At 61.0% G+C, this 13846-nt stretch carries 19 protein-coding genes and 1 pseudogene; 10 read left to right on the plus strand and 10 right to left on the minus strand.

Annotated elements, in window-relative coordinates:
• A partial coding sequence (locus GGD53_RS26265) for a transposase (RefSeq protein WP_184459668.1) occupies positions 1 to 325 on the plus strand: 325 nt, incomplete at its 5' end.
• A gap of 115 nt (positions 326 to 440) precedes the next feature.
• Here the strand turns inward: GGD53_RS26265 and GGD53_RS26270 are convergent.
• Both GGD53_RS26270 and GGD53_RS26275 read right to left on the minus strand, forming a co-directional pair.
• Positions 441 to 1124, minus strand: a complete 684-nt coding sequence (locus tag GGD53_RS26270) for a DNA alkylation repair protein (RefSeq protein ID WP_184459669.1) — start codon at positions 1122 to 1124, stop codon at positions 441 to 443.
• Positions 1121 to 1990: an NAD(P)-dependent oxidoreductase gene (locus tag GGD53_RS26275; RefSeq protein ID WP_184459670.1), complete on the minus strand. Its 870-nt coding sequence runs from the start codon at positions 1988 to 1990 to the stop codon at positions 1121 to 1123. Before GGD53_RS26275 ends, GGD53_RS26270 begins: the two co-directional genes overlap by 4 nt.
• A 164-nt stretch (positions 1991 to 2154) precedes the next feature.
• Here GGD53_RS26275 and GGD53_RS26280 point away from each other — a divergent pair, with 164 nt between their 5' ends.
• From GGD53_RS26280 to GGD53_RS26310, 7 genes and pseudogenes are all read left to right on the plus strand, one after another.
• Entirely contained in the window at positions 2155 to 2526 is a 372-nt protein-coding gene (locus tag GGD53_RS26280) for a hypothetical protein (RefSeq protein WP_184459671.1), read from the plus strand.
• 6 nt (positions 2527 to 2532) lie between these two features.
• Positions 2533 to 2730 (plus strand): annotated as a pseudogene (locus tag GGD53_RS26285) (alkanesulfonate monooxygenase); the annotation flags it as partial.
• A gap of 276 nt (positions 2731 to 3006) precedes the next feature.
• Positions 3007 to 3330 (plus strand): ArsR/SmtB family transcription factor, encoded by a 324-nt coding sequence (locus tag GGD53_RS26290; protein ID WP_184459672.1) that lies wholly within the window; start codon positions 3007 to 3009, stop codon positions 3328 to 3330.
• Complete coding sequence (locus tag GGD53_RS26295; protein WP_184459673.1) at positions 3327 to 3737, plus strand: SRPBCC family protein; 411 nt, start codon at positions 3327 to 3329, stop codon at positions 3735 to 3737. The genes GGD53_RS26290 and GGD53_RS26295 overlap by 4 nt, the downstream gene beginning before the upstream one ends.
• A 48-nt stretch (positions 3738 to 3785) precedes the next feature.
• The gene (locus tag GGD53_RS26300; protein ID WP_184459674.1) at positions 3786 to 4007 is read left to right on the plus strand and encodes a hypothetical protein; all 222 of its coding nucleotides are present in this window, start codon (positions 3786 to 3788) and stop codon (positions 4005 to 4007) included.
• A 10-nt stretch (positions 4008 to 4017) separates the two neighbouring features.
• Positions 4018 to 4485: a DUF1801 domain-containing protein gene (locus GGD53_RS26305; protein WP_184459675.1), complete on the plus strand. Its 468-nt coding sequence runs from the start codon at positions 4018 to 4020 to the stop codon at positions 4483 to 4485.
• Between the two features lie 35 nt (positions 4486 to 4520).
• Positions 4521 to 4976 (plus strand): DUF1801 domain-containing protein, encoded by a 456-nt coding sequence (locus GGD53_RS26310; RefSeq protein ID WP_184459676.1) that lies wholly within the window; start codon positions 4521 to 4523, stop codon positions 4974 to 4976.
• Positions 4977 to 4993: 17 nt separating this feature from the next.
• Here GGD53_RS26310 and GGD53_RS26315 read toward each other — a convergent pair whose 3' ends face one another.
• The 4 genes from GGD53_RS26315 to GGD53_RS26330 all read right to left on the minus strand — a co-directional run bounded on the left by GGD53_RS26315 (position 4994) and on the right by GGD53_RS26330 (position 7412).
• Positions 4994 to 5470, minus strand: a complete 477-nt coding sequence (locus tag GGD53_RS26315; RefSeq protein ID WP_184459677.1) for an SRPBCC family protein — start codon at positions 5468 to 5470, stop codon at positions 4994 to 4996.
• The gene (locus GGD53_RS26320; protein ID WP_184459678.1) at positions 5467 to 5808 is read right to left on the minus strand and encodes an ArsR/SmtB family transcription factor; all 342 of its coding nucleotides are present in this window, start codon (positions 5806 to 5808) and stop codon (positions 5467 to 5469) included. The genes GGD53_RS26315 and GGD53_RS26320 overlap by 4 nt, the downstream gene beginning before the upstream one ends.
• Complete coding sequence (locus GGD53_RS26325) at positions 5805 to 6491, minus strand: glutathione S-transferase family protein (RefSeq protein ID WP_184459679.1); 687 nt, start codon at positions 6489 to 6491, stop codon at positions 5805 to 5807. The genes GGD53_RS26320 and GGD53_RS26325 overlap by 4 nt, the downstream gene beginning before the upstream one ends.
• Positions 6492 to 6593: 102 nt before the next feature.
• Positions 6594 to 7412 (minus strand): methyltransferase domain-containing protein, encoded by an 819-nt coding sequence (locus GGD53_RS26330; RefSeq protein WP_184459680.1) that lies wholly within the window; start codon positions 7410 to 7412, stop codon positions 6594 to 6596.
• A 114-nt stretch (positions 7413 to 7526) separates the two neighbouring features.
• On the opposite strand from GGD53_RS26330, the gene GGD53_RS26335 reads away from it, so the two are divergent.
• Positions 7527 to 8252, plus strand: a complete 726-nt coding sequence (locus tag GGD53_RS26335; RefSeq protein ID WP_184459681.1) for a DUF2270 domain-containing protein — start codon at positions 7527 to 7529, stop codon at positions 8250 to 8252.
• On the opposite strand, the gene GGD53_RS26340 is transcribed toward GGD53_RS26335, so the two are convergent.
• From GGD53_RS26340 to GGD53_RS26355, 4 genes are all read right to left on the minus strand, one after another.
• Positions 8253 to 8519 (minus strand): usg protein, encoded by a 267-nt coding sequence (locus GGD53_RS26340; RefSeq protein ID WP_011425678.1) that lies wholly within the window; start codon positions 8517 to 8519, stop codon positions 8253 to 8255.
• Positions 8520 to 8727: 208 nt separating this feature from the next.
• Positions 8728 to 9558, minus strand: coding sequence for an ABC transporter permease (locus GGD53_RS26345; protein ID WP_184459682.1), 831 nt, complete (start codon positions 9556 to 9558; stop codon positions 8728 to 8730).
• Positions 9555 to 10361, minus strand: a complete 807-nt coding sequence (locus GGD53_RS26350; protein ID WP_184459683.1) for an ABC transporter permease — start codon at positions 10359 to 10361, stop codon at positions 9555 to 9557. The genes GGD53_RS26345 and GGD53_RS26350 overlap by 4 nt, the downstream gene beginning before the upstream one ends.
• A gap of 113 nt (positions 10362 to 10474) precedes the next feature.
• Positions 10475 to 11248 carry a transporter substrate-binding domain-containing protein gene (locus GGD53_RS26355; RefSeq protein ID WP_184459684.1) on the minus strand — a complete coding sequence of 258 codons (774 nt, stop codon included), beginning with the start codon at positions 11246 to 11248 and terminating at the stop codon, positions 10475 to 10477.
• Between the two features lie 331 nt (positions 11249 to 11579).
• Between GGD53_RS26355 and GGD53_RS26360 the strand changes: the two genes are divergently transcribed.
• Positions 11580 to 13790: an OmpA family protein gene (locus tag GGD53_RS26360; protein ID WP_184459685.1), complete on the plus strand. Its 2211-nt coding sequence runs from the start codon at positions 11580 to 11582 to the stop codon at positions 13788 to 13790.
• Positions 13791 to 13846: the final 56 nt, after the last annotated feature.

A 13846-nucleotide genomic window follows, 5' to 3' on the forward strand; every position in this document is an offset into this window, starting at 1 on the left:
GCTCTTCACCCTCTATGTCAAGAAAGTTCTCGTGCCCACCCTCGCCAAGGGCGACATCGTGATCCTCGACAATCTCGGCAGTCACAAGGGACAAGGCGTGCGCCGTGCCGTCAGGGCCGCAGGTGCACATCTCTTCTTCCTGCCGCCCTACAGCCCCGATCTCAATCCTATCGAGCAGGTCTTTGCCAAGCTCAAGCATCTCATCAGGAAAGCAGCCCCACGGACCGTCGAAGCAACATGGCGCAAGGCCGGTGAATTGCTCGACGCATTCTCGCCGGCCGAATGCGCCAACTATCTCACAAACTCAGGCTATGCTTCCGTATGAAAACAGCATGCTCTAAGGGCATGCCGCCGGCGGTCAGAGTCTTGATCGACTTTCTGGTGGAAAAGTCCAGGCCCCATTGACGAGGCGAAAGCCCCAGACTTGACGTGGCATCGCTTCACTGCAGACGCGCCAACAGCTTTTCGCCGCTCAGCTCTCTCGCCGCGTCCCTGCCGATCCAGCGGGCGGTTTTATTCGGACTTTCGGCTAAAAGCTTCGCCAGCCCCAGCGCCGGCCCATGGCATGCGCGATTGCGTTTGCCGACGCTGCGCAATGCCCAATTGACTGCCTTGCGAACGAAGTTGCGGGGATCGCCGGAATGCGCCTCGATCAGCGGCAGCCAGGAGAGGATGGGCGTATCGGTCTCGCCCTTTCGATGGACGGCGGCGCCGGCGATCATGGCAAAAGCGGCGCGACGGACAAATTCGCGCTCGTCTGCAGCGAATTCCGGAATGAGCTCGTCCAGGCCCGCCTCGACGAAGAGATCGGCGGCGCTGTCGACGATTTCCCAGGAGTCGAAATCATGAGCCCAGTTTTTTGCTTCTTCCGGCGTCAGCCGCTTCGGCTCGGCGGTATAGAGAGCGAGCAGCCGAGCCTCGCGGATATCGCTTCGCCAGAGCTGCATTGCCCTGAGATGATTCCTCTTCGCCAATCTGGCGACTGCCCTGATATCAGGATTGGAAATTCCGAGGGCGCGGTCGGTGACGATGCCGAATCGCGCCATCCCGGCGGCATTCTCCTCCGAGCGCAGCGTTTCGAGATGCGCGATCAGTTCAGCCGGATCGGAGGAGGGACCGATCATTTCTCAAGCCGGGCGAGCAGCGAGGACGTGTCCCAGCGATTGCCGCCCATTGCCTGCACGTCGCCGTAGAACTGGTCGACGAGGGCGGTGACCGGCAGCTTGGCGCCGTTGCTGCGGGCTTCGGCGAGCACGATGCCAAGATCTTTCCGCATCCAGTCGACTGCGAAGCCGAAATCGTATTTGCCGGCATTCATGGTCTTGTGGCGGTTTTCCATCTGCCAGGAGCCGGCCGCGCCTTTCGAGATTACCTCGACGACCTTTTCAATATCGAGGCCGGCGCGCTTGCCAAAATGCAGCGCTTCGGAAAGCCCCTGAACAAGGCCAGCGATACAGATCTGGTTGACCATCTTGGTAAGCTGTCCGGAACCGGCCGGCCCCATGAGGCCAACCATGCGCGCATAGGCGTCGATCACCGGCCGGGCTCTTTCGAAGACGGCTTCATCGCCGCCGCACATGACGGTCAGCACTCCGTTTTCGGCGCCGGCTTGGCCGCCGGAGACCGGAGCGTCGATAAAATCCACACCTTTTTTCTTTGCCGCGGCATAAAGCTCGCGGGCGACCTCGGCGCTGGCGGTGGTATTATCGATCAGCACCGAACCCGGCTTCATGCCGTGCAGAGCGCCGTTCTCGCCTGAGGTCACCGAGCGGAGATCGTCGTCATTGCCGACGCAGACGAAGACGAAATCGGCGCCGGCGGCAGCCTCGGCAGGGGTGGGGGCGGATTTGCCGGAGAATTTCTCGGCCCAGGCAGCGGCTTTCTCGGCCGTGCGATTGTAGACGGTGACATCGTGGCCGCCCCTCGTCTTCAAATGACCGGCCATGGGGAAGCCCATGACGCCGAGACCGATGAACGCGACTTTTGCCATATGTCCTATCCTTATCCTGAGTGAGAGGCCTTGAGGATTAACCGAAACGGCGGAAGCAGAAAAGCCGTGAAGACGGACTTCCTTCCGGTTGGCGCATATGAGGCTGGTCGCCATTCGGCCGAGCCCTAGATGGGAAAGACGGATAGCGTTTCCCGGGGGATCACATGAACGAAATTCCAACGATCGAGCCACGTCGCAAAGGCCGCAGCGGCACGCAGGCGATGCTTATTCCGTCGCGGCAGATGATCGAAGAGCAGATTCGATTGGCGCCTGAAGGTATTCTCACCGAGGCCGGCGTCCTGCGCCGCCGTCTCGCCGCCCAATACGGAGCGGATGCCTGCTGTCCGGTAACGGTGCAGCGGCATTTGCGCGCGATCGCCGAACTATCCTTCGGCGCGCTGGAGAAGGGCGAACCGGTTTCGGTGGTGACGCCATATTGGCGCATGGTGGATCCGGCAAGTTTGCTTGCGAAACGTCTTGCCGGCGGTCCCGCCTTCATTCGCGAGCGATTGGCCGCCGAATACCGAGGGAGATAGCGAGGCAGGCGAGAGGAGGTGACCTTCGGCATCCGCCTGCATTTCATCATGCGGGAAACCGACGAAGAAGCCTGGGAGGCGGCCGAGCGGCTGATCCGCCATCTCGACGAAGATACGATCCGCGAGGCGCAGGAACGCTTCGTCCCCCAATCCGATTCGGTCGGACAGAAGCGCATGGCCGCTCTTCACGGCGGCCGCCGCGACTGCTGAGCTCAAACAAGATGCAGAGCATGTATCGCCGGAAGCCGTCTGCGGCTTCAGGCGTTTTTCTGCCTGTTGGTTGCCCCTGAGGATGGCGGGTCGCAATTATGCATAGCCGATTGGCTATGCTAGATATGTCTTGGCTTTTCGATTGTTGTATCCGCTGGCGAGTTGGCTATAGGTTTTTCTGGTCGTTTAGTCGCTTTCTGTTCGCCGCTTGACATACGTATATCTCGATGGCTATAGGTTAATTTATAGCCTTATAGATATGGGTCTTCAATGTCGAACGTTCAGGACGTGCTCTTCAGGACGCTTGCGGATCCCACCCGGCGCGCGCTTTTCGAGCGGCTGTGCCGGGAGGGGGAGAAGACGGTCGGGGCGTTGACGGCGCAGGCCGGGGTCTCGCAACCGGTCGTTTCGAAACATCTCGGGCTGCTGAAGCAAGCCGGCTTGGTGCGCGACCGTCATGAGGGGCGGCAGACGCATTATAGCGCGCAGCTCGGCGCGCTTGCGCCGCTCGTCGACTGGACGAGCGAGATGGCCGGCTTCTGGCAAAACCGCTTCACTGCGCTCGAAGATTTGTTGAAGAGGATGGATCAATGACTGACTTAACGACCGAGACGCGCTCCGTCATCATCGAAAGGGAGATGCCCTTTCCCGCGGAAAAGATCTGGCGGGCGCTGACCCAGCCGCACCTGATGCAGGAGTGGTTGATGAAAAGCGATTTCAAGCCGATCGTTGACCATCGCTTCAACTTCACTGCCGATTGGGGCGCGGTCGACTGCCGCGTTCTGGAAGTCGAGCCACACAAGACCCTCGCTTACAGCTGGGGCGCCTATGGCCTCGAAACCGTCGTGACCTGGACGCTTACGCCGAGGGGCACGGGTACGCATCTGCGCATGGAGCAGTCGGGTTTCCGGGCGGATCAGCGGCAGGCCTATGGCGGCGCCAGGAGCGGGTGGCCGCAATTCTTCGACAGACTGGAACAGGTGTTGGCGCGGGTTGACTGATCCATCGCCGAGCGGGCGGGCCCTCGGGCTGATTTTGAGGAGGCTTCATTGAGCTTGAACAACTGGGCTCGGCAGGTCCACCGTTGGCTGTCCATCGCCTTTACGCTGGCCGTCATCGTCAATATCATCGTCATGGTACAGGAGAAGTCGGCGGTCTGGATTGGGCTCTTGGCATTGCTGCCGCTCGGCCTGCTTCTCGTTACCAGTCTCACCTTGTTCGTGCTGCCCTATGCCGCGAAACGGCGCGGCGCGGGAGGCATCGGCGGATAGGAGGAAATCTATGGCGGGCAGAACGTCGAAAGGCGCGGAGAAGGTCACGAAAAAGACCGCCAAACCGGCGGTCGCGGCGCCGAAGCTTCTGTCGGGTGGCAACCCGCAAATCCCTAAGGGTTATGGCGATGCGCCCGTGCAAGCCTACATCGCCGCCATGCCGGACTGGAAAAGTGAGATCGGGCGTCGCCTCGATGCGCTGATCACCAAAACCGTGCCCAGCGTCTGCAAGGCGGTCAAGTGGAACTCGCCCTTTTACGGCATGGAAGGGCAAGGTTGGTTCCTCGGCGTCCATTGCTACGCCAGCTATGTCAAGGTGGCTTTCTTCAAGGGCGCGTCGCTGCATCCTCTGCCGCCAGGCGAGTCCAAGCAGAAAGAGGTGCGCTACCTCGACATCCGCGAGAACGACCCGTTTGACGAGGTGCAGATTGCCTCCTGGGTAGAGCAGGCGAGCCGGTTGCCCGGCGAACGGATGTGAGATTTTTGATGCGCGGTGACGGGAGAACGACAAACATGAGGAAGGTGACGGCAACCATGAAGAGGACCGATTCCGAAGAAGGAAGCGGGCAAGCCTCTCCCTCTCAACTGATCGATGCGAGGATCGAGGAGCTCAAGGATTGGCGCGGCGACATGCTCGCGCGGGTCCGCGCACTCATCAAGCAGGCCGAACCCGAAGTGGTCGAGGAATGGAAGTGGCGAGGGGTTCCGGTGTGGGAGCGCGCCGGCATCATCTGCACCGGCGAGACCTATAAGAGCGTGGTCAAGCTTACCTTCGCCAAAGGAGCCTCGCTTGAGGATCCGAACAGCCTTTTCAACTCCAGCCTCGACGGCAACACCCGGCGTGCCATCGACTTTCATGAAGGTGACGAGATCAACGAGGAGGCGTTGAAGGCGCTTATTCGAGCCGCGGCAGCGCTGAATAGGTCGGTGCGGGCGGCCGGCTCACGGAAGAAATCAAGCGGCCTGTGACATTTCATCCGGCCGCGTTAGTGAATCGGGCTCGTCTCGCGCTCGAGAAAGAGTTCGAGATTGTCGAGGCCGATCTCAGTGCCCTGAAGGCGGGCGCCGTTGTCGGTGTAGCCGTCGAGGAAAACCACTTGCTCGGTGAAGACCATTCTGGTGCCGCTGGGTTCGACGTCGAAGGCGACGGTGACGAGCGAGGCTGAGATGCGGGTTTGCCCGAGCTTCATCTCATAGGCATAGATGATGCGGGTATCCGGCACGATATCGATGTAGTGGGCGTCATAGGCGTGCAGAAGCCCATCGGTGTCGGCGGTATGGTTCCTCTCTGTGCCGCCCGGCCTGAAATCGAGCGCATATTCCAGCGGCACCCATTCGCCGTGGCAGGCAAACCATTGCCGCTTCGACTCCGGCGTCGACCAGGCGCGAAAGACCCGGGCGACGGGCGCCTTCAGGCGGCGCTCGATGACGAAGGTGGTATGTTCGGCAGAGCGTGTCGTCATTCGGGGAGGGTCTCCGGCTCATCGGCGAGAAATTGATCCAGTCTGTCGAAGGCGGCAGTCCAGCGGGTCTTTCGCTGTTCCACCCAGCGCTCGACAGCGGCAAGCGCATCCTGCTGCAGGCGGTAGGTTCGCACCCGCCCGGATTTTTCGGACAGCACGAGGCCGCTCTCCTCCAGCACCTGCAGATGTTTCATCACCGTCGGCAGGGCGACGGCGAGCGGTGCGGCCAGTTCGGTGACCGAGGCCGGGCCGCGGCCGAGGCGGTCGATCATCCCGCGGCGGCTGCGGTCGGAAAGGGCGTGAAACATGCGGTCGAGATCCGCCTGGCTTTCGATCATTCCGCCGCATCCCGAAAGCGGGCGGGCAGCCTGTCCTGATAGGGATAGAACTTGAAATAAGGGCGGGCCTCTTCCAGCGCCCTGGCGAAGGATGGGCGCGCCAGCAGTCTGTTGTAATAGGCGCCAAGTTTCGGCTGCTCCTGTGAAAACGGGACCAGCGTCTCGGCATAGAAGAGGGCCGGGGCTGCAGCGCAATCGGCCATAGTGAAGGCCTCGCCTGTTATCCAAGGGCTTTCGCCCAGCTGCTTTTCGATCATCGCATAGGCAGTGGTGAGCGTCGCTTTGCAGGCGGCCATCTCTATTTCGTCTGCCGTGCCCTCGGGACGCCGGCGATGGCTGACGAGCGTCTGCATCGGCACCTGGACATATTGGTCGAAGAAGCGGTCCCAGAGGCGGACCTGCAGCGCCCGATCGATCTCCAGCGGCAGCAGGCGCACGGGGCCGGGGTAGTAATGGTCGAGATATTCGATGATGATCGTGGTTTCGGGAATGGTGCTGTCGCGCGCCTCGTCCCTCAGCAGCGGCATCTTGCCGATCGGCCAGAAGCGGAAGAGATCGGCGCGCGAAGCCTCGTCGGACAGATCGACGAGGCGATTTTCGAAGAGAGTCGCGTTTTCATAAAGCGCGATCAGCACCTTGTGGCAGAAGGAGGCGAGCGGATGCCCATAGAGCACGATCGACATGCGGCGACCTTTCTTATCCGGTAGAAAACTTTACCGAAAGACTAAGTATCAGGCCAAGACGGAATGCGCAACAAATAGTTCGCCAATCGCGCAACCATTCCCTCAGCCGATGTATCGAGCGATCACCAGGTGGCCCGGTGTCGGCTGACCGTCTTCCATGCGGACGTTGATGTCCGATACCTCGACGAGTTCGAAACCGGTCGCCGTCAGACGTTCCCTGACATAAGCATCGGCATGGGCGAAGCGCTGATGCGGCCCGACCATATAGGCGCGGCCGGCAAACGTCTCCTCGGGCAGGGTTTCGGAGGAGAAGATGAACAGGCCGCCCGGCGTCAGGTTTTCGGCGGCGCCGAAGAAGAGCGGTTCGAGCGCGCCGAGATAGGGCAGCACGTCTGTGGCGGTGACGAGGTCGAAAGCCTCCTCGTCGTTGTCGTCGAGGAAATCCTCGACCTCGGCGACGAAGAGCGTCTCGTAAAGATCTTTTTCGTGGGCGATCTCGACCATCTTCTCCGATATGTCGATGCCGGTCATGTCCTCGCACAGGTCGCGCAGCGCCCCGCCGGTGAGACCGGTGCCGCAGCCGAGATCGAGCAACCGCTTGAACGGCCCGAGCTTCAATGCCTGCAGGCGCTGGCGCACCAGCATCGGCACGTGATAGCCGAGCTGCTCGACGAGCACGTCCTCGAACACCTCGGCATGCTGATCGAACAGGGTTTCGACATAGGCGTCGGGCGCCTTGACCGGGGTTTCGCCGCGGCCCATCGCGGCGATGCGCACGGCGGCTCCGCCGTGGTCCTCGGGATCGATCGCCAAGACGTCCTCATAGGCTGCCACGGCCGCATCGACATCACCTGATTTCTCCAGCGCCAGCGCGCGGTTATAGGCCTCGGCAAGGGCTTCTTCGTCGATCTTCTTTGCCATTGCGGTTCATGTCCTTCTGTTTTCAGGCATGGCTCTACGGCGGCTTTCGATGTTTTGCAATGGCGCGGCTACAGGCGCAGAATGGCGAAAAAGAAGATGACGGGAGGAGATGCCATGAAAGCGGAGCAAGACAGGATGCCACCGGCAAGGGAAGAAGAGGGTGAGCGCCCCTTGCTGCTGCCCACGACGCCGGGCGAGATCACCAATTCGCTCAGCCATTATTACCGCGGTGAGCTCGGACGGATGACGAGCTGGCGCGACCGCATCGACCGGACGTCCAACTGGGCAATCACCGTGGTGGCGGCGCTGCTCTCGGTGTCGCTGTCGACGCCGACCTCGCATCATGGCGTGCTGCTGTTCGGTATCATGCTGGTGACGCTGCTTCTGATAATCGAAGCGCGGCGCTACCGCTTCTTTGATATCTACCGCGCCCGAATCCGTCAGATAGAGCGCTGTTATTTCGCGCAGATCATGGCGCCGAACGCTTCGGCCGGCAGCGAATGGGCTGCGGTGATCGCCAACAGCCTGCGTCATCCGCGCTTTCTGCTCAGTTATGGGGAGGCAATGCATCGGCGGCTCAAACGCAATTACGGCTGGATGTATTTGATCCTGCTGCTCGCATGGTGCCTGAAGATCTCGACGCCGAAACTGCAGACGGAGGGCGCGCCGGCGTTGCAGGCGCAGTCATGGACCTATGTCATAGACAATGCCGTTCTCGGGCCACTCCCAGGCCTTGCGGTTATTTCGATCGTCGTCATCTTTTATCTCGGCATGCTCTATTTCGCCCTGCGTCCGGATCGCGACGAGGGCGAATTCGGCCATGGCGAGGCGCATGTCTGATCAGTGCAGGATGAACTCACCCTTCAGCGCCCGCCACTCGGTTGCCGAAATCAGCTTGCGGTGGACGTAGCGCACCGAATGTAACGGCCCATCGAGTTTCTCCTGCCAAAATTTCAGGAAACCGCGCATCTCAGGAAAATCGGGGGCGAGATCATAATCCTGCCAGACGTAAGTCTGCAGGATCGTCGGGTGATCCGGCAGGTGGTAGAGGATCTGCGCGGTCGTCAAACCGTAACCCTGCAGTTGCTTTTCCATGTCCTTGTGCATCGTATTCAGCTTCTTCTCGTTCCCACTCAGCGCTTTATTAGTGCTAGATGAAATGGAAGCATGCGAGTGGTTAACGCAAGCTTAACAGATACGTTGCGAATGAAGTATTCTTTTTTATTTTCAATGGTTTGGCAGCATGATGATACGAGTGCTGCCAAGCTTTAGCAATCCGTCATCCCAAAACCGCAATACACTCTGGCCGTCATGCTCAGCGCTTGAGATGCCGCGTCAGTCGACGCTCGATCCAGGCCCAGAGATGGCGTAGCGCCTCGACGATGGTGAGGTAGAAGATCGCTGCCCAGAGATAGGTCTGGTAGTCGAAGGTGCGGGAGAAGGCGTAGCGGGTTTCGCCCATCAGATCGAGCACGGTGATGATGGCGACGACCGCCGAGCCTTTGATCAAAAGGATGATCTCGTTGCCGTAGGGGCGAAGCGCCACGATGAAGGCCTGCGGCAGGATGATCTTGCGGAAGGCGATGGTCTTATGGATGCCGAGGGCTGCTGCCGCTTCTCGCTGGCCGTGCGGTACGCTTTCGATTGCGCCGCGCAGGATTTCCGCCTGATAGGCCGCCGTATTGATCGTCATGGCAAAGAGGCCGCAATACCAGGCTTCGCGGAAGAACCACCAGATGCCGACGGTTTCCAGCTGCGGGCGGAAGACGCCGAGGCCGTAATAGACCAGGAAGAGCTGCGCAAGCAGCGGCGTGCCGCGGAAGAAATATATATAGCCATAGGCGAACCAGTTAAGCGCCCGATTCTTCGACAGCCGCGCCATGGCGAGCGGCAGGGACAGGATGGCGCCGCAAACGACGGAGATGGCAACCAGACTGAGCGTCACCCAGAGTCCGTGCAGATAACGCGGTCCGTAGCGCGTGAATTTGTCCGGATCCCAGCCATTGATGACGGTGAAGATCAGCAGTGCCGCGAACAGAGCCCAGACCGCAACGAAGACGTAGCCGCACAGGCGTGCCGCCGTAACCGGCTTTGCCACCTCGCGGGGTGCAGGCTGCGGCGGGATCAATGTCTCAGCATAGCTCATCGGCGGACCTCCGAACGTTTGGCCCAGCGGTCGACATAGACAAGCAGGAAGGAGGAGAGGATGGCGAGCACCAGATAGAGACAGCAGGCAATGCCATAGAAGAAGAACGGCTCCTTGGTCACTCGCACGGCAACGCTCGTCTGGCGCAGGATGTCGGCAAGGCTGATGATCGAGACATAGGACGTGTCCTTCAGGAGCACCATCCAGAGGTTCGTCAGACCAGGGAGGGCGATGCGAACAAGCTGCGGCAGGATAACGAGCCGCAGCGTGCGGCCGCGATGCAGGCCGAGCGAATCTCCCGCCTCATATTGGCCTTTAGGAATGGCGCGAAAGGCCGAAAGCAGCACCTCGGAGCAATAGGCGGAGAAGACGACCGACAGAGCGATCACGCCGGCCAGGAAGGCGTTAATCTCGACCGGCGGCCCGACGTAGCCGGCAAGCTCCAGGAGAGACTGGATGAGCATCTGCATGCCGTAATAGATGATGAAGAGCGTCAGCAGCTCCGGCAGGCCGCGGAAGATCGTCGTGTAGATGCCGGCCGCCAGCCGCAGCGACCTTTCTTCCGACTGCTGGCCGAGTGCCACGAGGAAACCGATGACAAGGCCGATCGGCAGGGTAACGATCGCCACCGATACGGTGACCTGCAGACCAAGGGCGATTTCGTCGCCCCAGCCGGTATCGCCACAAGCAAGAATCGTCGACTGACCTAACCAGGTGAAGATGCCGACGGGTCCGCATAGCGGATCGAAAATGTGCACAAGTGAGCTCCAGAAGGAGCCGAGCGCGGAAAACAATCCGCCCATGCGAGAATTCCCCTCACGGCTTTTGCCGTTTTGATCTTGCCACCTTTGTCAAACAAAAATGGCGGAAGAGCAAGCCTTCCGCCATTCGCTTGATCGGCCAGATACCGAATTTCTTATTCGCCGTAAACGTCGAAATCGAAGTACTTGTCCTGGATCTTCTTGTACTCACCGTTGGCGCGGATCGCAGCGATCGCGGTGTTGAGCTTTTCCTTCAGCGGATCGCCCTTGCGGATGGCGATACCGGCGCCGTTGCCGTTGATTTCCTTGTCGACCGGCAGGGTCGTCAGGATCTTGCAGCAGGCGCCGGCGTCGGACTTGACCCATTCGGAGAGAACGACGACATCGTCGATGACGGCGTCGACACGGCCGCTGGAAACGTCGAGCTTGTATTCGTCGGCCGTCGGATAGAGCTTCAGCTCGGTGTCGGCGAGGTGCTTCTCGGCGTAGTTGGCATGCGTTGTGGAAGTCTGTGCGCCGATCACCTTGCCCTTGAGGCCGGCAACGTCAGTAATCTTCGAATCCTTCGGTACGGCGATGGCCGGAGGGGTGTTGTAGTACTTGTTGGAGAAGTCGACGAGCTTCAGGCGCTCCGGCGTGATCGACATGGACGAGACGATCATGTCGAACTTCTTGGCGTTGAGCGCCGGGATGATGCCGTCCCAATCGGTGCTGACGAAGGAGCATTCGGCCTTCATCTCGGCACAGAGCGCCTTGGCGATATCGATGTCGAAACCCTGGATGGTGCCGCTGGCATCGACGAATTCGAAGGGTGGATAGGTCGAATCGGTGCCGATCACGTATTTCTCGCCATCGGCCATGGCCGAGCCGGCAAAGAGCGACATTGCCGCGATCGAGGCTGCCGCGAAGAAACGGGTGGAGATACGCATGTGGATCCTCTCTGTTGGTAGCCATCGCGCTTTTTTGTCTTGGGCTGACGGCTGCTGTTCAACGGTGACGGGCACCGCCTTGCGGCGATAATCAGACTTTTTTTCATGGAAATGCAACAGAAATTCCCACGCAATTGTGCGGTGCAAATAACAGGCGAGATGAACGAAAGCAGACTGCAACATTCACGGGAGGTTAATCCGCTGATTCCTAGAAACGGAACAAATCGGCGGTTTGGCGCTTTGCCAATTCGCCGTTTCGCCTCATTGCGAAACTAGGGCGAACCGAGGCCTGTCGGCCTTCAGGAAGCTCAAACAGGATCGAGGAAACCCGATGGGCAAGAAATCAAGATTGTTTGCAAGCGCAGCTTTCCCGCTGCTTTCTCTCTCGTTGGCGCTGCAGCCGGCATCGGCAGTGGCGGCCGCACGCGGCGCTACGACCGAGGCTGCGGCCGTGCGGCAGATCGAACAGGGCAGCTTCGAAGTGGCGCAGGACGCGCCCTCCGAAGAGGAACTCTTGAAGAAGAAGCGCAAGCAGAAGGGGGAAACGCCGGCCGAACAGGCGCCTGCCGCTGAGCAGCCGAAGGAGGCGCCTGCCGAGAAGCCGAAGGCCGAGCGCAAGGAGGCGCCTGCGCCCGAACCCAAGGCAGAGCCGGAACCGCCGAAGGCCGAAGCGCCGAAGGAGGAGCCCGCGCCGAAGGCCGAGAGCAAGCCGGAGCGGAAAGCCAAGCAGGCAGCCCAGCCGCAGGCCGAGCCGCAACAGGAAGAACAGCAGCCGGTAACGCAGGAAAAGCCGAGAAAGCCGAAAAAGCAGCAGACTGAGCAAGCCGAACCAGAAGCTCAGCCGGCGCCTGAACAGCAGCCGGCCGCAAAGCAAGTACAGCCGGAGACCGAACAGGCCCAGCCCGAGGTCAAGCCGGAAGGTGGCAAGAAGGGTCAGGACAAGGCCCAGAGCCGAGATAAGGGCAAGGCTAAGACCGAGACCGCCGCTCCCGAGGCGGTGACGCCCACCGAGGAACAGGCCAAGCCCGCAGTTGAGCCGGAGGCAAAACCCGCTGCCGAAGCGCCTGCCAAGAAGCCGAAGAAGGGCGAGGCTGCAGCACCGGCGGTGAAGCCGGCCGAAGACAAGGCGGCCGCTCCTGAAGCTGCGCCCGCCGAAGCGCCGACGGAGGGCACAGCTGCAAAGCCTGCCTCCAAACAGCCCGCCGGTGAGCAACCCGTCGCCAAACAGCCCGCCGGCGAACAACCGGCCGCCAAACAGCCCGCTGGCGAACAGCCCGCTGCGCCCGCCACCGACACGGCCCAGCCGGCGCCGGGTACCAGCGGCGGCCAGCAGGTGGAGCAGGCTCTTCCTGCGCCGGAAAAGGTTTCCCCCGAGGAGTTGCAGCGCCGCAAGGCGATTGCCGCCGACCCGGCCAAGAGCAACGAAACCGTCGTGCTGCCGGTCGAGAATGGTGCGGCCGTGCTCGACAGCGACAAGGATGCCGATCGCAGCAAGGGCCGCGAAAGCCGCCGTGACCGCGACAAGCTGCGGGCCGAGAGCCAGGAGGTGAAGGTGCCGACCTCGGATGCCGATGCGCAGGCCGCTGCTGCGGCGGCTGCCCCAGCGATAAAGCTCGAGGCAGTGACTAGCGAGAAGGGCACGAGGCTCGACACGCGGCCGCAATTTGCCCGTCCCGAGGGAGCGCGCATCGAGGATCAAACGGACGATAACCGCGTGATCATCCAGTACAACAATCAGGTGATCGTGCGTAGCGACGACGACAGACGGTTCCTGCGCGACGGTGAGCAGCCGATCTATGAAGAGCTCCCGGACAATCGCTATCGCGAGATCATCACCCGGCCGGAAGGCTATCGGATCGTCACCATCCGCAACCGCTACGGCGACATCATCCAGCGGTCGCGCGTCGATGCCCGCGGGCGCGAATACGTGCTCTACTACTCACCTGATCTCTATGAGGATCCTGATCGCGGCTATTTCGATGACCCGGGCGCTGATCTGCCGCCGATGCGGCTGCGTGTCCCGCTTAATGACTATATCATCGACACCAGCAGCGATCCTGACCGGGACTATTACGAATTCCTCAGCGAGCCCCCAGTCGAGCAGGTGGAGCGTGTCTATTCGCTTGACGAGGTGAGATATTCCGCCCGTATTCGCGATAAGGTACGCCGTATCGACCTCGATACGATCACCTTCGCGACCGGAAGCGCCGAGATCCCGATGACCCAGGCGCGCACGTTGCGCAAGGTCGCCGACGCGATCAGCCAGGTGCTGAAGAAAGATCCGAGCGAGACCTTCCTGATCGAGGGCCATACGGACGCTGTCGGTTCCGACCAGAGCAACCTGGTCCTCTCCGACCAGCGGGCGGAATCGGTCGCGAATGTGCTCTCCGACGTCTATGGCATTCCGCCGGAAAACATGGCGACGCAGGGCTACGGCGAACGTTACTTGAAGGTCAACACGTCAGGCCCCGAGCAGGAAAACCGCCGCGTCACCATCCGTCGCGTCACTCCGCTGGTGCGTCCGGTCGCCTCCAACCAGTAGCTGATCCGCCCCTCCCTGGCGTCAGGGAGGGGCGCTGACCTCCCCTTCTCCCGCCG

It is taken from the genome of Rhizobium aethiopicum (genome assembly GCF_014197535.1).
Lineage (GTDB): Bacteria > Pseudomonadota > Alphaproteobacteria > Rhizobiales > Rhizobiaceae > Rhizobium > Rhizobium aethiopicum_A.